Source organism: Streptomyces sp. NBC_00647 (assembly GCF_045207245.1).
In the GTDB taxonomy this organism is placed as follows: Bacteria; Actinomycetota; Actinomycetes; order Streptomycetales; family Streptomycetaceae; genus Streptomyces.
Genome location: NZ_CP109040.1, coordinates 8,144,651 through 8,160,435 on the forward strand (window position 1 = coordinate 8,144,651; position 15,785 = coordinate 8,160,435).

Sequence of the window (15,785 nt, forward strand, 5' to 3'; positions counted from 1 at the left end):
TGCGGCTCGTGACCCTCTATCGTCCCGTACGCGCTGGTGACCCGTCGTCCGGGCTTCCCCGGTCGGCGCTCACCGTCTCCTTGTGCCCCGGAAGCCGCAGGGCGAGCAGTGTCCCCGCCGCGGAGAACGCCGCGAGCGTGATCAGCGGGGGACCGATGGCGGTGCCCGGTGCGACCGTCATCAGCGTGGCCGCCACCGCGATCCCCAGGGTGGGCCCGATGTTCATCGCCGTCTGCTGCAGCCCGCCCGCCACACCGGCCGACGCCGCGGAGGCGTGCCGCACGACGACCGCCGTCGCGGTCACCATGACGGTGGCGAAACCGGCGCCCAGCAGCAGGAACCCCAGTCCGATGGCTACGGCCGTCGACGCCTCGCCGAGCCGGGCCAGGAGCAGGACGCCCAGCGTGAGGACGAGCGTTCCGGCCACGGTGGTCCGCCGCGGGCCGAACCTGCGCAGGAGCACGGCGGCGACGGGGGCGCCGAGCACCATCGTCACACCGCCCGGCAGGGCCCGGAGGCTGGTCTGCAGCGGGTTCAGCCCCAGGGTCCCCTGAAGGTGGTAGCTGGCGACGAACAGGGTGCCGAGCATGGCGGCGGACGCGGTCACCAGAATGCCGAGCGCCGCGCCGATGGTCGCCGAGCCGAGGACGTCGGACGGCACCAGAGGGCTCGCGGCGCGGCGCTCCCGACGTACGAACGCGGCGCCGGAGGCGGCCACCACGGCGAGTCCGGCCACGGTCGCAGCCGTCCATCCGGCGTCGGGTACGGCGACCAGCGTCTGCACCAGCGCGACCAGTGCCACGGTGAGCAGACAGGCGCCCGGGACATCGAGGCCACCCGCCGCGGCCGGACGGTCGGCCCCGCTCTCCGCGTCGGCCGGCGCCCGGACGATGAGCGCGAGCGCGCCCATCACCAGTGCGGGCAGGACGTTCAGGAAGAAGACGGACCGCCATCCGAAGTGACTGACCAGAGCGCCGCCGAGCAGCGGGCCGGCGGCAGCCGCGAGACCGATGGCGCTCGTCCGCAGCGCGATGGGCATGCCGAGCCGGTCGGGCGGGTACGCGGCGCGCAGCATCCCGAGCGTGGCCGGCTGCAGCAGCGCGCCGAAGACGCCCTGCACGACCCGCAACGCGATGACCCAGCCGATCCCGGGCGCGAAGCCGATCCCCGCCGAAGCCGCCCCGAAGCCCAGGATGCCGAGGGCGAAGACCCGTTGATGGCCGTAGCGGTCCCCGAGACGTCCCGCGAACACCAGCAGGCCGGCCACCGCGATGAGGTACCCGGTGCTGGTCCACTGGACCCGCGCGAACGAGGCGTCCAGATCGCGTTGCAGCGTGGGCTGCGCGATGGTGAGGACCGTGCCGTCGAGGGCCACGATCACGGCACCGATGACGCTGCTCGCGAGGGTGACCCGGCGGTGCGCGGCCGCAGGGGCGGAACGGCGTTCGGCGACCGGCGCGTCGGGAAGGTTCACCGTTCCTCCGGTCCGAGGTGCGCGTCGAGCGCCGCGTGCAGCAGCGGCAGGAAGTCGTCGGCGCCCGTGGCGAGCTTCAGGCTGCCCCAGCCCCACAGTTGGGCGATGCCGTGCAGGTTCGCCCACAGGGCACCCGCGACGATCCGGGCCTCGGCGTCCGGGCGCAGCCGGCCGACGAGGTCCACCAGCGCTCCGAACATCGGCAGGCTGGTCTCGCGGAGCCCCAACCGGTTGCTCTCCAGCAGATCGTGACGGAACATCAGCTCGTACATGCCGCGCTGGGACAGCGCGAAGTCCAGATAGACCTTCGCCAGGGCGGTGAGCCGGGCACGGGGATCGGCCCCGCTGTCGCCGCCGGCCTCCGCCGCCCGCGCCTGGAGGTCGCCGAAGCCGCGCTGCGCGATGGCGGACAGCAGCTCCAGGTGGGTCGGGAAGTACCGGCGCGGGGCGCCGTGCGAGACCCCCGCCCGACGGGCGATCTCCCGCAGTGTCAGCGCCTGCGCGCCCTCCTTCGCCACGAGATCGACGCCGACGTCGATCAGGCGCGTCCTCAGCCCGGTGGTGTCCCGATCACTCATGGACACTGTCTACCAGGAGTGAGTAGACAGTGTCTACTATTGTGCTGGGCAGGGGAGGGGCCCGGGAGGCCGTCGGCGTGGAATGACACGCCGGATCGGGAGCGTTGAACAAGACATGACTGAGGAAGCGACCCAGGACGCACTGCTCAAACTGCTGTCCGAGCACAAGGGTGGGGTGCTCGTCACCCTCAAGAAGGACGGCCGGCCCCAGCTGTCGAACGTCAGCCACTTCTACTACCCCGACGAGGGGATCATCCGCGTCTCGCTCACCGACGACCGCGCCAAGACCCGCAATCTGCGCCGGGATCCGCGGGCCTCGTACCACGTGACCAGCGCGGACCGGTGGGCGTACACCGTTGTCGAGGGCACGGCCGAACTGACGCCCGTCGCCGAGGACCCGCACGACGAGACGGTCGAGGAGCTCATCCGGGTGTACCGGGACGTCCTCGGTGAACACCCGGACTGGGACGAGTACCGCGCCGCGATGGTCCGCGACGACCGGCTCGTGCTACGGCTGCGCGTGGAGCGGGCGTACGGGATTCCCGGACGCTGAGGCGCAACCGTCCGGGCGCCGAGGCCGTGACGCGGCGGCCGCACGCGCCTGTGCCCTGATCGTCGGGGGCCCGCCCGGTGTCGCACCGAGTGCCGCGCGGAGCGGGGGCGGGGCCCGGGCCCCCGAGCGGTTCTGCGCGTCGGGGGCGCGGGCTGTCCGGAGGGCGCGGGCTGTCCGGAGGGTGCGGGCCGTGGACGGCCGCGTCCGCGGACGGGTCAGGCGCTCACGGCGTCGCGCCGCACCGCGTCGCCCGCCGTGTCCCCGCCGAGCCGCTCGGTCGGCACCGTGTGCGTCTCCCGGGCGGTGAGCGCGGCGAGGACCGGCGGCACGCACAGGGCCGCGGTGAACAGGGCCACCGAGGACCAGTCGTCGCCGCCCGGTCCGGCGATCTGCGCGGCGAAGGTGACGGCGAACCCGGCCACGGCGAAGCCGATCTGGGTGCCGATCGCCATGCCGGAGAGCCGGACGCGGGTGGAGAACATCTCGCCGTAGAACGAGGGCCAGACGCCGTTCGCGGCGCTGTAGACGACTCCGAAGGCGAGGATGCCGAAGAGCAGCACCAGGGGGTACGAGCCGGTGGAGATGGCCCACAGGTAGGCGAACATCAGGACCGCGCTGCCGGTGGCTCCGATCAGGTAGACCGGGCGGCGGCCGATGCGGTCGGACAGCGTGGCCCAGGCGGGAATCGCGCCGAGGGCGACCAGGTTGGCCAGCGCGCCCACCCACAGCATCTGCGTGCGGGACAGGCCGACCGCGTCACTGGTGCCGTAGGCCAGCGCCCACACCGTGAAGATCGTGCTGACCGAGGCGATGAGCGCACCCGCGACGACCCGCAGCACGTCCGCCCAGTGCTCGCGGAACAGCACGGCGAGGGGCAGCTTGACGACGCCCTCGGTGGCCGCCTGCCGGGTGAAGGCCGGAGTCTCCTGGAGCGTGCGGCGGATGACATAGCCGACGACGGCGACGGCGACGCTCGCCCAGAAGGGCACCCGCCAGCCCCAGGAGAGCAACTGGTCCTCGGGCAGCGCGGCGACCGGCAGGAAGACCAGGGTCGCGAGGAGCTGGCCGCCCTGGGTGCCGCTGAGGGTGAAGCTGGTGAAGAAGCCGCGCCGGTCCGGCGGCGCGTGTTCCAGCGTCATCGAGCTGGCGCTGGCCTGTTCACCGGCCGCGGAGATGCCCTGGAGGACGCGGCAGAGGACCAGCAGGACCGGGGCGAGGCCGCCGACCTGCGCGCGCGTCGGCAGACAGCCGATCAGGAACGTCGACAGACCCATCAGGATCAGCGTGAAGACCATGATCTTCTTGCGGCCCACCCGGTCGCCGAAATGGCCCAGGAAGAGCGCGCCGACGGGGCGGGCCGCGTAGGCGACACCGAAGGTGGCGAGTGACAGGAGTGTCGCGTCGGCCGGGTCGGAGTCGTCGAAGAAGACCTTCGGGAAGATCAGGGCCGCGGCGCTGCCGTAGATGAAGAAGTCGTAGTACTCCAGGGCGCTGCCGATCCAGGCGGCCATCGCGGCCTTCCTGGGCTGGCCTGGAGGCGCGTCGAGCGGGACGGCGGTGTCGGACACGGCGTGCTCCTTCGGGGAACTCCGGGGACGGGAGTGCGGCGAAGCCGGGGGACGGATGCCGGACCTGAGGCGTACGGGTCTGCCCTGCCGGGAGTGGGTCCAGGTGGCGACTGTAGTCCCCGCGGCTAATTAACCCACTGGATAGTTAGTAGCGGATGGCTACGGATGTTGCGCCCACGTTTCCCGGGTGTCAAGAGGTCGCGCCGAACGATCTTCCCGTGCTCAGTCCGCCGCGCGGTCCGCGGTCAGGTAGGCGATGACCATGTCGCCGAGCATCGCGCGGTAGTGCTCCCGCTGGTCGGACGCGACCAGATCGCGGCCGAACAGGGCGCCGAACGTATGGCGGTTGGAGACCCGGAAGAAGCAGAAGGCGCTGATCATCGCGTGCAGGTCCACGGCGTCGACGTCGGCCGTGAACAGGCCCGACTTCCGGCCGGTCGCCAGGATCCGGCCGATCACGTCGAGGGCGGGCGAGCCGATCCTGCCCAGTTCCTCGGAGGCCGCGATGTGTTCGGCCTCGTGGATGTTCTCGATGCTCACCAGGCGGATGAAGTCGGGGTGCGCCTCATGGTGGTCGAAGGTCAGCTCGGCCAGCCGGCGGATGGCGGCGACCGGGTCCAGATGCTCGACGTCCAGCTCCTGTTCGGCCTGCCGGATCACCGAGTAGGCGCGCTCCAGGACCGCCGTGAAGAGCTGCTCCTTGCCGCCGAAGTAGTAGTAGATCATCCGCTTCGTTGTGCTGGTGCGGGCGGCGATCTCGTCCACCCGGGCGCCCGCGAATCCGGCGCGGGAGAACTCCTGGGTCGCCACGTCGAGAATCTCGGCCCTGGTGCGGGCGGCGTCGCGGATGCGCCCGCCGGGTCGTGCCGGTTCTTCGACGCTGGTCATCGGGTTCCTTCGGGCGAGACGGTCGGTTCCGCGATTCTAGAAGCAGGGCACACCGGGGCGAGGTCGCCCGGGCCCGTCCCTTCCCTTCGCGCCGACGGCTTGATATGACTAACGAACCAGTTAGTACATTAATCAGCCGTCAGTCGGTCAGCGGCCGCTCACCGGCCTGCCGCCGATCCCACGCCTCCGGAGGCCCGCCGTGTCCCAGACCTCGTATCTCGTCGGCCTGATCGGCTCCGGAATCGGGCCCTCACTCAGCCCGGCGCTGCACGAGCGCGAGGCCGACCGGCAGGGACTGCGCTGCCTGTACCGGCTGATCGACATCGACCTCCTGGGTGTTCCACCGGAGGCCGTGGGCGATCTCGTACGCGCCGCACGCGACGTCGGCTTCGACGGACTGAACATCACGCACCCCTGCAAACAGCTGGTCATCGCGCACCTCGACGAACTCGCCCCGCAGGCCGCGGCACTCGGCGCCGTCAACACCGTCGTCTTCGAGGACGGCCGCGCGATCGGGCACAACACGGACGTCACCGGCTTCGCGGCCTCCTTCGCCCGCGGACTGCCCGATGTCTCCCTGGAGCGGGTCGTCCAGCTCGGCGCGGGCGGCGCGGGGGCGGCCGTCGCCCACGCGGTGCTCACGCTCGGCGCCGGACACATCACCCTCGTCGACGCGATGCCCGACCGGGCCGCCTCTCTCGCCGCCGCCCTGAACCGCCACTTCGGCGACGGCCGGGCGGCCGCCGCGACGCCGGACACCCTCGCGTCCCTGCTCGCCCGCGCCGACGGCATCGTGCACGCCACGCCCACCGGCATGGCCGCGCACCCCGGACTCCCGTTCCCGGCCGAGCTGCTGCGTCCCGCGCTGTGGGTGGCCGAAGTGGTCTACCGGCCGCTGGAGACCGAGCTGCTGCGCACCGCCCGCGCGGCCGGCTGCGCCACGCTCGACGGGGGCGGCATGGCCGTCTTCCAGGCCGCGGACGCCTTCCGGCTCTTCACCGGGCGGGAGCCCGACGCGGCGCGGATGCTCGTGGACATCGCCGAGCTGGCCGGCGCCGCGGGTGCCCGGAGCTGAGACCCGGGTGCGAGGGAAGGGCCGTGTGCGTGGGCGAGCCCGCGGCGACCGGACGGGTGCCGACCGCGGGAGGCCGTTCGCGCGTCTCTCAGCGCCCCTGCCCCGTCCCGCCCCCCGCCCGGTCATGAAGTGAAGCGACACCGAAGGAGCATCGCCATGCGTACGTCCATCGCCACCGTGTCCCTCAGCGGTTCCCTGACCGAGAAGCTCACCGCCGCGGCCCGGGCCGGGTTCGACGGTGTGGAGATCTTCGAGAACGACCTGCTCGCGAGCCCCCTCACCCCCGAGGAGATCGGGGCCCGCACCGCCGACCTCGGCCTGAGCATCGACCTCTACCAGCCGATGCGTGACATCGAGGCCGTCGCCGAGGAGGAGTTCGCCCGCGGTCTGCGGCGGGCGCGCCACAAGTTCGAGCTCATGCGACGTCTCGGCGCCGGCACCGTGCTGGTGTGCTCCAGCGTCTCGCCGCTCGCCGTGGACGACGACGCGCTCGCGGCGGAGCAACTGCACCGACTGGCCGTGCTCGCCGAGGACTTCGGCGTCCGGGTGGCGTACGAGGCACTGGCCTGGGGCCGGCACGTGAGTACGTACGGCCACGCCTGGAGCATTGTCGAGGCCGCCGGTCACCCCGCCCTCGGCACTTGCCTGGACAGCTTCCACATCCTCGCGCGCGGATCGGACCCCAAGGGGATCGAGGACATCCCCGGGGACAAGATCTTCTTCCTGCAACTGGCCGACGCCCCGCTGATGGCGATGGATGTGCTCCAGTGGAGCCGTCACTACCGCTGCTTCCCCGGCCAGGGCGGCTTCGACCTCTCCGGACTGCTCGCGCACGTCCTGCGCGCCGGCTACCGCGGTCCCCTCTCCCTCGAAGTCTTCAACGACGTCTTCCGGCAGGCCGAGGCGGGGCCGACGGCCGTCGACGCGCGCCGCTCCCTCCTCGTCCTCCAGGAGGCGACCCGGCCCCTCCTGCGGGAGACGGCCGCGCTCGCGGCACCGCCCGCCCCCGTCGTGCCGACCGGCGTCGCCTTCGCCGAACTCGTCACGCCCGACGTCGTCCCCGTCGCCGAGGTCCTCGGCGCCCTCGGCTTCACCCGTACGGCCCGGCACCGCAGCAAGCCCGTGGACCTCTGGCGGCAGGGGGAGGCCCGTGTCCTGGTCAACACCGGACCGGCCGCCCGGCGCGACGGTACCGCGCTGGCCGCGATCGGCCTGGAGTCACCCGACCCGGCTGCCGCGGCCCGGCGCGCCGAATCCCTCCTCGCCCCCGTCCTGCCGCGCCGCCGCGCTCTCGAGGACGCCCCCCTCGACGCGGTCGCCGCGCCCGACGGCACCGAACTCTTCTTCTGCGCCGCGTCCGGGAGCCCGGTCCCGTCCGAACAGGGAGACTCCCGTGGAGATTCCCGCGGGGGCCCCGAACTCTGCGGCTGGACGGATGACTTCGAGCAGGTCGAACGGACCGGACCGGTCGGGCACGCCGAACCGGGGCCGGGCGCCGGCTCCGTGACCCGGATCGATCACCTGGCGCTCACCCAGCCCTGGCACCAGTTCGACGAGGCCGCCCTCTTCCACCACAGCGTGCTGGGGCTGAGCGGCCAGGAGAGCGTCGACGTCGCCGACCCGTACGGACTCCATCGCAGCCGTGCCGTCACCAACGCCGACGGAAGCGTCCGGATCGCCCTCGGTGTCGGCCCCGCGCCGACGGACGACGGCGCCCGCGCCCAGCACATCGCCCTCGCCACCGACGACGTGACCGACGCGGCCCGGCGCTTCCGCGCGGCGGGCGGCCGGCTGCTGGCGATACCCGCCAACTACTACGACGACCTGGCCGCCCGGTACGAGCTCGGCGACGAGGAACTGGCGACGTACCGCGAACTCGGCATCCTCTACGACCGTGACCAGAAGGGGGAGTTCCGGCACTGCTACACCGAGACCGTCGGCCGCGTCTTCTTCGAACTCGTCCAGCGCGACGGCGGATACCAGGGGTACGGAGCGCAGAACGCCCCGGTGCGTCTCGCGGCGCAGCGCGCGGCTGGACGACCGGGGCGCTGACGGTCAGGAACCTCGGAGCGGACTCGCCGGTCGCACGGGCGGTGCCGGCAGGGGCCCCTGGCGCGTCCGGACACGCCGGACCCCGGCCACCGTGGCGACGCGCCCGCCCCGGCAGGGGTGTCGAGCGAGTCGGAGACACGGTGCGGCCGGGGTCGGGTCAGCCGGGGGACAGGGTGTCCTACAGGTCGAACTCGTGCGGCGGCAGGTCGAGTGTGAAGCACGCCTCCCGCACGACGGCCTGCTCGGTCTTGTCGAAGTCGCCGTCGGCGCCGCCGATGACGATGCCGATCTGGATGACGGCGCGCGCCTCGGCGGGCTTCTTCTTCGCCTTGGCGATCTCCTGGAGGACGCTGACCTTGCCGAAGGCGAAGTCGGCGGTCAGCTTGTTCAGGTTGTCGTCGAAGCGGCGCTGGAGGTCGATGGCGTCGAAGTTCTGCAGCACCTCGTTCGTGGCGATGAGCTGGGCCACACGCTGCCGCTCGGACGGGTCGATCGACCCGTCCGCCGCGGCGACGAGCGCGCACATCGCCATGCTCGCGTCGCGGAAGGCACCGCTCTTCAGGTCGTTCTTCTTCGCCACGAGCTGGGTCTGCATCGTCGACGCGGACTCCTTGATGCGGTCCCACAGGGCCATGAGAACTCCATACGTAGTCAAGGGACCGGTCCGCCCGAGCGGGCGGACCGGATACCTCTTCGGTTTCTACAGCAACGTAGAAACTAGCGGGCCACGACGGAAGTTCCCGGTTCGTTCCACGTGGCGATCACCGGATCGCCGTGCTCGGTGGAGAGCCGGCTGACGGTCCCGGTCGCGAGCTGGAACAGCCGCCCCGACTCGGGCGGCAGCCCCAGCCGGCGGGCCGTGAGGACGCGCAGGAAGTGCGCGTGCGCCACCAGCACCACATCACCGGGGTGGTTGCAGAGCGCGGCGTCCACCCGGGAGAGCACCCGGTCGGCGCGCACCCCCACTTCCCGCGGTGATTCGCCGGGGTGGCCGTCCGGGCCGGGCGGCACCCCGTCGTTCCAGAGCACCCAGTCGGGCCGGGCCCGGTGGATGGCGCGGGTGGTGATCCCCTCGTAGCCGCCGTAGTCCCACTCGTGCAGATCGGGATCGATCCGCCCGCCGGACAGGCCCGCGAGCTCGGCGGTCCGTACCGCGCGGCCGAGGGGACTGGTGAGGACCTGGGCGAAGGAGTGCCCGGCGAAGAACGGGGCCAGGGACGTGGCCTGTTCCTCGCCGTGCGAGGTGAGCGGAAGGTCGGTCCAGCTGGTGTGCTGTCCCGTCAGGGTCCACTCGGTCTCTCCATGGCGGACCAGGATGAGGTCGCCCATGGTCCGGCCTACTTCGCCGACTCGACGGCGTGGCCGCCGAACTGGTTGCGCAGCGCCGCGATCATCTTCATCTGCGGCGAGTCGTCCTGACGGGACGCGAAGCGCGCGAAGAGGGATGCCGTGATGGCGGGCAGCGGAACGGCGTTGTCGATGGCCGCCTCGACGGTCCAGCGGCCCTCGCCGGAGTCCTCCGCGTAGCCGCGCAGCTTGTCCAGGTGCTCGTCGCCGTCCAGGGCGTTGACCGCGAGGTCGAGCAGCCAGGAGCGGATCACGGTGCCCTCCTGCCAGGAGCGGAACACCTCACGTACGTCGGTGACGGAGTCGACCTTCTCCAGGAGCTCCCAGCCCTCGGCGTAGGCCTGCATCATGGCGTACTCGATGCCGTTGTGGACCATCTTGGAGAAGTGGCCCGCGCCCACCTTGCCGGCGTGCACGAAGCCGAAGTCGCCCTCCGGCTTGAGCGCGTCGAAGACCGGCCGCACCTTGGCTATGTTCTCGGCGTCGCCGCCGACCATCAGCGCGTAGCCGTTCTCCAGGCCCCACACACCGCCCGAGACGCCCGCGTCGACGAAGCCGATGCCCTTGGCCGCCAGTTCCTCGGCGTGCTTCTCGTCGTCGGTCCAGCGGGAGTTGCCGCCGTCCACGACCGTGTCGCCGGGCTCCAGCAGGTCGCCGAGTTCGTCGATGACGGTCTGGGTGGGGGCGCCCGCCGGCACCATCACCCAGACCACGCGCGGGCCTTCGAGGCTGCCCACGAGTTCGGTGAGGCTGTGCACGTCGGCGAGGTCCGGGTTGCGGTCGTAGCCGATGACGGTGTGTCCCGCGCGGCGTATCCGCTCGCGCATGTTGCCGCCCATCTTGCCGAGGCCGATGAGTCCGAGCTGCATGTCAGTTCACTTCTTCCGGAGAGTGCGGTAAGCGGCCACGAGGGCGGCGGTGGAGGGGTCGAGACCGGGCACGTCCGCGCCCTCGGTCAGGGCGGGTTCGACGCGCTTGGCGAGCACCTTGCCGAGCTCGACGCCCCACTGGTCGAAGGAGTCGATGTTCCAGATCGCGCCCTGGACGAACACCTTGTGCTCGTAGAGGGCGATCAGCTGGCCGAGGACCGAGGGGGTCAGCTCGGGCGCGAGGATCGTGGTCGTGGGGTGGTTGCCCTGGAACGTCTTGTGCGGCACCAGTTCCTCGGGCACACCCTCGGCGCGCACCTCGTCCGGGGTCTTGCCGAAGGCCAGCGCCTGGGTCTGCGCGAAGAAGTTCGCCATCAACAGGTCGTGCTGCGCCTGGAGTTCGTCGCTGAGCTCGCCGACGGGGTTGGCGAAGCCGATGAAGTCGGCGGGGATCAGCTTGGTGCCCTGGTGGATCAACTGGTAGTAGGCGTGCTGGCCGTTGGTGCCGGGCGTGCCCCACACCACCGGGCCGGTCTGCCACTCGACCGGGTTGCCGTCACGGTCCACGGACTTGCCGTTGGACTCCATGTCCAGCTGCTGGAGATAGGCGGTGAACTTCGACAGGTAGTGCGAGTACGGCAGGACGGCGTGCGACTGCGCGTCGTGGAAGTTGCCGTACCAGATGCCCAGCAGGCCCAGCAGCAACGGCACGTTGGCCTCGGCGGGAGCCGTGCGGAAGTGCTCGTCGACCAGGTGGAAACCGTCGAGCATCTCCCGGAACCGGTCCGGACCGATCGCGATCATCAGCGAGAGCCCGATCGCCGAGTCGTAGGAGTAGCGGCCCCCGACCCAGTCCCAGAACTCGAACATGTTGGCCGTGTCGATCCCGAAGTCCGCGACCTTCTCGGCATTCGTCGACAACGCCACGAAATGCCGCGCCACCGCCTCCTGACCGGCCTTCAGCCCGGTCAGCAGCCACGAACGCGCCGAGGTGGCGTTCGTGATCGTCTCGATCGTCGTGAACGTCTTCGACGCGATGACGAACAGCGTCTCCGCCGGGTCCAGGTCCCGCACCGCCTCATGCAGATCCGCGCCGTCCACGTTCGACACGAAACGCAGCGTCAGACCCCGGTCGGTGAACGAACGCAGCACCTCGTACGCCATCGCCGGACCCAGATCCGAACCACCGATACCGATGTTGACCACGTTCTTGATGCGCCTGCCGGTGTGCCCGGTCCACTCACCCGAACGGACCCGCCCGGCGAAACCCGCCATCTTGTCCAGCACCGCGTGCACGCCCGGCACGACGTTCTCCCCGTCGACCTCCACCACCGCGTCCCGCGGCGCCCGCAGCGCCGTGTGCAGCACCGCCCGGTCCTCGGTCACATTGATCTTCTCGCCCCGGAACATCGCGTCCCGCAGCCCGAACACATCGGTGGCGGTGGCCAGTTCCTGGAGCAGGGCGAGGGTCTCGTCGGTGATCAGGTGCTTGGAGTAGTCGATCCGCAGGTCACCGACCTGTACGACATAACGCTCGGCGCGCGCGGGGTCGGCGGCGAACAGCTCGCGCAGCCGCGGGTGGAGCAGCGCGGTCGCGCGGTGGTCCTCCAGGGCCACCCACTCGGGGCGCCGTGTGGGCTTGGGGGAGTCAGACATGACGGGGGGTCTCCTTGGTGGCCTCGCCCCGCAGGGCGACGGCGTACATCTCGTCCGCGTCGAGGCGGCGCAGTTCCTCGGCGATCAGTTCGGAGGTGGAGCGCACCTTCAGCGCGAGGGTGCGGGAGGGCTGTCCGGGCAGGGACAGCGTGGCCAGCGGCCCTTCGGGGCGGTCGATCACGATCTCGCCGTTCGCGGTGCCGAGCCGGACGGCGGTCACCACGGGGCCCGCGGTGACGACGCGCTCGGTCTTGACCTGGAGGCGGGCCTCCAGCCAGCGGGCCAGCAGTTCGGCGCTCGGGTTCTGCGCCTCGCTCTCGACGGCCGCGGAGATCACCTTCGCCCGTGCCTGGTCGAGGGCCGCCGCCAGCATCGAGCGCCACGGTGTCAGCCGGGTCCACGCCAGGTCGGTGTCGCCCGGCGCGTACGAGGCGGCGCGGGCGTCGAGCGCCTGGAGCGGGGTCTCGACGGCGTACATGTCGGTGATCCGGCGCTGCGCGAGGGCACCCAGCGGGTCCTTGACCGGGTTGTCGGGCGCGTCCACCGGCCACCAGACGACGACCGGGGCGTCCGGCAGCAGCAGCGGCAGGACCACCGAGTCGGCGTGGTCGGAGACCTCGCCGTAGGTCCGCAGGACGACCGTCTCGCCGGTGCCGGCGTCGGAGCCGACGCGCACCTCCGCGTCCAGGCGCGAGTTGGTGCGGTCGCGCGGGGTGCGGGCGACGCGCTTGATGACGACCAGCGTGCGCGAGGGGTGCTCGCGGGAGGCCTCCTCGGCCGCCTTGATCGCGTCGTAGGCGTTCTCCTCGTCGGTGACGATGACCATCGTCAGGACCATGCCCACGGCGGGGGTGCCGATGGCCCGGCGCCCCCGTACGAGCGCCTTGTTGATCTTGCTTGCCGTGGTGTCGGTCAGGTCGATCTTCATGGCCTGCGCCAGCTCCGTCCGTCTCGTGCGAGCATCTCGTCGGCTTCCTTCGGGCCCCAACTGCCCGAGGGGTACTGCGCGGGCGCGCCGTGCTTCTCCCAGTACCCCTCGATCGGGTCGAGGATCTTCCAGGACTCTTCCACCTCCTGGTGACGGGGGAAGAGATTGGCGTCGCCGAGCAGGACATCCAGGATCAGTCGTTCGTACGCCTCGGGGCTGGACTCGGTGAACGACTCGCCGTACGCGAAGTCCATCGTGACGTCCCGGATCTCCATCGAGGTACCCGGCACCTTCGATCCGAAGCGCGCCGTCATGCCCTCGTCGGGCTGGACGCGGATGACGATCGCGTTCGCGCCGAGCTCCTCGGTGGCGGTGGAGTCGAACGGGGAGTGCGGAGCGCGCTGGAAGACCACCGCGATCTCCGTCACCCGCCTGCCCAGGCGCTTGCCGGTCCTGAGATAGAAGGGGACGCCCGCCCAACGGCGGTTGTCCACCTGGAGCTTGACGGCCGCGTAGGTGTCGGTCGTCGACCCGGGGTCGATGCCGTCCTCCTGGAGGTAGCCGCGCACCCTCTCGCCGCCCTGCCAGCTCGCCGCGTACTGGCCGCGCACGGTGTGCTCGCCCAGGTTCTCCGGCAGCTTCACGGCCTTGAGCACCTTGAGCTTCTCGGCGAGCAGCGACTCGGCGTCGAAGGCGGCCGGCTCCTCCATGGCGGTCAGCGCCATGAGCTGGAGGAGGTGATTCTGGATCACGTCCCGGGCGGAGCCGATGCCGTCGTAGTAGCCGGCCCGGCCGCCGATCCCGATGTCCTCGGCCATGGTGATCTGGACGTGGTCGACGTACGACCGGTTCCAGACGGGCTCGTACATCTGGTTGGCGAAGCGGAGCGCCAGGATGTTCTGGACGGTCTCCTTGCCCAGGTAGTGGTCGATACGGAACACCTGGTCCGGGTCGAACACGTCGTGCACGATCCGGTTCAGCTCGCGCGCGCTCGTCAGGTCGTGGCCGAACGGCTTCTCGATGACCGCGCGCCTCCAGGAACCCTCCGGAGCGTCCGCGAGTCCGTGCTTCTTGAGCTGCTGGACCACCTTCGGGAAGAACTTCGGCGGTACGGAGAGATAGAAGGCGTAGTTGCCGCTGGTGCCCCGGGAGGAGTCCAACTCCTCTACGGCCGAGCGCAGTTGCTTGAACGCCGCGTCGTCGTCGAAGTCGCCGGGGATGAACCGCATGCCCTCGGCGAGCTGCTGCCAGACCTCCTCGCGGAACTCCGTCCGCGCGTGCTCGCGCACCGAGTCGTGCACCACCTGCGCGAAGTCCTGGTCCTCCCACTCACGGCGGGCGAACCCGAGGAGCGAGAAGCCCGGCGGCAGCAGACCCCGGTTGGCGAGGTCGTACACGGCCGGCATCAGCTTCTTGCGGGACAGGTCGCCGGTGACACCGAAGATCACGAGACCGGAGGGGCCCGCGATCCGGGGGAGCCGGCGGTCGCGCGGGTCGCGCAGCGGATTGTCCGGGTCGGCCGCCGGGACGCCGAGCGCCTCGGCGAGGGCCTCGGGGCTCAGGCCGCCCGGTTCCACGGCCGTGTCACCAGGTCCCTGCGGGGCGGCGGGCGCACCCTGCGGGGTGCCGTCGGAAAGCGCCTCACCCTTGGTCATTCCCCCTCAACTCCCTTGCCGCGGAGCGAAGTCGCCACCGCTTCGAGAAGATCCTCCCAGGCCGCCTCGAACTTCGAGACGCCCTCGTCCTCCAGCTGCCCGACGACCTCGTCGTAGGAGATCCCGAGCGCCTCGACCGCGGCCAGATCGGCACGCGCCTGGGGGTAGCCGCCGGTCACCGCGTCGCCGTGGATGTCGCCGTGGTCGGCGGTGGCGTTCAGCGTTCCCTCCGGCATGGTGTTGACCGTGCCCGGCGCGACCAGCTCGTCGACGTACAGGGTGTCCTTGTACGCGGGGTCCTTGACGCCCGTGGAGGCCCACAGCGGACGCTGCTTGTGCGCGCCGGACGGGGCGAGCGCCGTCCAGCGGGCACCGTTGAACACGTCCTCGTACGCCTCGTAGGCGAGCCGCGCGTTGGCGAGTGCCGCCCTGCCCTTGAGCGCGAGGGCCTCGTCCGTGCCGATCTTCGCGAGCCGCTTGTCGATCTCGCTGTCGACCCGGGAGACGAAGAAGGAGGCGACGGAGTGGATGCCGGCGAGGTCGATGCCCGAGGCGTGCGCCCGCTCCAGGCCCGCCAGGTAGGCGTCCATGACCGCGCGGTAGCGCTCCAGGGAGAAGATCAGCGTGACGTTGACGCTGATGCCGAGGCCGATGACCTCGGTGATCGCCGGGAGGCCCGCCTCCGTCGCGGGGATCTTGATCATCACGTTCGGGCGGTCGACCAGCCAGGCCAGCTGCTTGGCCTCGGCGATCGTGGCGGCCGTGTCGTTCGCCAGCCGGGGGTCGACCTCGATGGACACCCGGCCGTCCCGGCCGCCGGTCGTCTCGAACACCGGGCGCAGGACGTCGGCGGCGGCGCGCACGTCCGCGGTCGTCATCATGCGGACGGCCTCGTCGACCGTCACCCCGCGCACGGCGAGGTCGGCCAGCTGCTCCTCGTACCCCTCGCCGGAGCCGATGGCGGCCTGGAAGATGGACGGGTTGGTGGTGACGCCCACCACGTGGCGGTTCTCGATGAGTTCCGCCAGGTTGCCGGACTCGATCCGCTTGCGGGACAGGTCGTCCAGCCAGATGGAGACGCCTTCGTCGGAGAGGCGCTTCAGGGTTACCGCGGTCGCGGTTGCTTCGGTCACAGTGATCAT

14 protein-coding genes are annotated in these 15,785 nt (G+C 71.2%); 3 read left to right on the forward strand and 11 right to left on the reverse strand.

Annotated elements, in window-relative coordinates; genetic code table 11:
• Positions 1–16: 16 nt before the first annotated feature.
• Complete coding sequence (locus tag OG788_RS35745) at positions 17–1,474, reverse strand: MFS transporter (protein WP_406375181.1); 1,458 nt, start codon at positions 1,472–1,474, stop codon at positions 17–19.
• Positions 1,471–2,052 (reverse strand): TetR/AcrR family transcriptional regulator, encoded by a 582-nt coding sequence (locus OG788_RS35750; protein WP_406375182.1) that lies wholly within the window; start codon positions 2,050–2,052, stop codon positions 1,471–1,473. Before OG788_RS35750 ends, OG788_RS35745 begins: the two co-directional genes overlap by 4 nt.
• A 115-nt stretch (positions 2,053–2,167) precedes the next feature.
• On the opposite strand from OG788_RS35750, the gene OG788_RS35755 reads away from it, so the two are divergent.
• Positions 2,168–2,605, forward strand: coding sequence for a PPOX class F420-dependent oxidoreductase (locus OG788_RS35755; RefSeq protein WP_351545580.1), 438 nt, complete (start codon positions 2,168–2,170; stop codon positions 2,603–2,605).
• 215 nt (positions 2,606–2,820) lie between these two features.
• Here the strand turns inward: OG788_RS35755 and OG788_RS35760 are convergent, their stop codons facing one another.
• Both OG788_RS35760 and OG788_RS35765 read right to left on the reverse strand, forming a co-directional pair.
• Complete coding sequence (locus OG788_RS35760; RefSeq protein WP_406376934.1) at positions 2,821–4,116, reverse strand: MFS transporter; 1,296 nt, start codon at positions 4,114–4,116, stop codon at positions 2,821–2,823.
• Positions 4,117–4,395: 279 nt separating this feature from the next.
• Positions 4,396–5,061, reverse strand: coding sequence for a TetR family transcriptional regulator (locus OG788_RS35765; RefSeq protein WP_266763944.1), 666 nt, complete (start codon positions 5,059–5,061; stop codon positions 4,396–4,398).
• A gap of 199 nt (positions 5,062–5,260) precedes the next feature.
• Between OG788_RS35765 and OG788_RS35770 the strand changes: the two genes are divergently transcribed.
• Both OG788_RS35770 and OG788_RS35775 read left to right on the forward strand, forming a co-directional pair.
• Positions 5,261–6,136 (forward strand): shikimate dehydrogenase, encoded by an 876-nt coding sequence (locus OG788_RS35770; RefSeq protein ID WP_406375183.1) that lies wholly within the window; start codon positions 5,261–5,263, stop codon positions 6,134–6,136.
• A 156-nt stretch (positions 6,137–6,292) separates the two neighbouring features.
• Complete coding sequence (locus OG788_RS35775; protein ID WP_406375184.1) at positions 6,293–8,188, forward strand: bifunctional sugar phosphate isomerase/epimerase/4-hydroxyphenylpyruvate dioxygenase family protein; 1,896 nt, start codon at positions 6,293–6,295, stop codon at positions 8,186–8,188.
• A gap of 178 nt (positions 8,189–8,366) precedes the next feature.
• Here OG788_RS35775 and OG788_RS35780 read toward each other — a convergent pair whose 3' ends face one another.
• The 7 genes from OG788_RS35780 to tal form a co-directional block, all read right to left on the reverse strand.
• The gene (locus tag OG788_RS35780; protein WP_351545569.1) at positions 8,367–8,822 is read right to left on the reverse strand and encodes a TerB family tellurite resistance protein; all 456 of its coding nucleotides are present in this window, start codon (positions 8,820–8,822) and stop codon (positions 8,367–8,369) included.
• Between the two features lie 83 nt (positions 8,823–8,905).
• Positions 8,906–9,517, reverse strand: a complete 612-nt coding sequence (locus OG788_RS35785) for a histidine phosphatase family protein (RefSeq protein ID WP_406375185.1) — start codon at positions 9,515–9,517, stop codon at positions 8,906–8,908.
• A gap of 8 nt (positions 9,518–9,525) precedes the next feature.
• Positions 9,526–10,404 carry a phosphogluconate dehydrogenase (NAD(+)-dependent, decarboxylating) gene (gene gnd / locus OG788_RS35790; protein WP_351545563.1) on the reverse strand — a complete coding sequence of 293 codons (879 nt, stop codon included), beginning with the start codon at positions 10,402–10,404 and terminating at the stop codon, positions 9,526–9,528.
• 6 nt (positions 10,405–10,410) lie between these two features.
• The gene (gene pgi, locus OG788_RS35795) at positions 10,411–12,060 is read right to left on the reverse strand and encodes a glucose-6-phosphate isomerase (protein WP_406375186.1); all 1,650 of its coding nucleotides are present in this window, start codon (positions 12,058–12,060) and stop codon (positions 10,411–10,413) included.
• A complete protein-coding gene (gene opcA, locus OG788_RS35800; protein WP_351546613.1) occupies positions 12,053–12,988 on the reverse strand; it encodes a glucose-6-phosphate dehydrogenase assembly protein OpcA in 936 nt (311 codons plus the stop codon). Before opcA ends, pgi begins: the two co-directional genes overlap by 8 nt.
• Positions 12,985–14,643, reverse strand: a complete 1,659-nt coding sequence (gene zwf / locus OG788_RS35805; RefSeq protein ID WP_406375187.1) for a glucose-6-phosphate dehydrogenase — start codon at positions 14,641–14,643, stop codon at positions 12,985–12,987. The genes opcA and zwf overlap by 4 nt, the downstream gene beginning before the upstream one ends.
• Entirely contained in the window at positions 14,640–15,785 is a 1,146-nt protein-coding gene (gene tal, locus OG788_RS35810; protein WP_406375188.1) for a transaldolase, read from the reverse strand. Before tal ends, zwf begins: the two co-directional genes overlap by 4 nt.

What these genes read in the sequence shown, in the direction of transcription:
- OG788_RS35750 (WP_406375182.1), bottom strand. Translation starts at nt 2,052, where the DNA reads ATGAGTGATCGGGACACCACCGGGCTGAGGACGCGCCTGATCGACGTC.
- pgi (WP_406375186.1), bottom strand. Translation starts at nt 12,060, where the DNA reads ATGTCTGACTCCCCCAAGCCCACACGGCGCCCCGAGTGGGTGGCCCTG.
- OG788_RS35775 (WP_406375184.1), top strand. Translation starts at nt 6,293, where the DNA reads ATGCGTACGTCCATCGCCACCGTGTCCCTCAGCGGTTCCCTGACCGAG.
- opcA (WP_351546613.1), bottom strand. Translation starts at nt 12,988, where the DNA reads ATGAAGATCGACCTGACCGACACCACGGCAAGCAAGATCAACAAGGCG.
- OG788_RS35785 (WP_406375185.1), bottom strand. Translation starts at nt 9,517, where the DNA reads ATGGGCGACCTCATCCTGGTCCGCCATGGAGAGACCGAGTGGACCCTG.
- OG788_RS35780 (WP_351545569.1), bottom strand. Translation starts at nt 8,822, where the DNA reads ATGGCCCTGTGGGACCGCATCAAGGAGTCCGCGTCGACGATGCAGACC.
- zwf (WP_406375187.1), bottom strand. Translation starts at nt 14,643, where the DNA reads ATGACCAAGGGTGAGGCGCTTTCCGACGGCACCCCGCAGGGTGCGCCC.
- OG788_RS35760 (WP_406376934.1), bottom strand. Translation starts at nt 4,116, where the DNA reads ATGGCCGCCTGGATCGGCAGCGCCCTGGAGTACTACGACTTCTTCATC.
- OG788_RS35755 (WP_351545580.1), top strand. Translation starts at nt 2,168, where the DNA reads ATGACTGAGGAAGCGACCCAGGACGCACTGCTCAAACTGCTGTCCGAG.
- OG788_RS35765 (WP_266763944.1), bottom strand. Translation starts at nt 5,061, where the DNA reads ATGACCAGCGTCGAAGAACCGGCACGACCCGGCGGGCGCATCCGCGAC.
- gnd (WP_351545563.1), bottom strand. Translation starts at nt 10,404, where the DNA reads ATGCAGCTCGGACTCATCGGCCTCGGCAAGATGGGCGGCAACATGCGC.
- tal (WP_406375188.1), bottom strand. Translation starts at nt 15,785, where the DNA reads ATGATCACTGTGACCGAAGCAACCGCGACCGCGGTAACCCTGAAGCGC.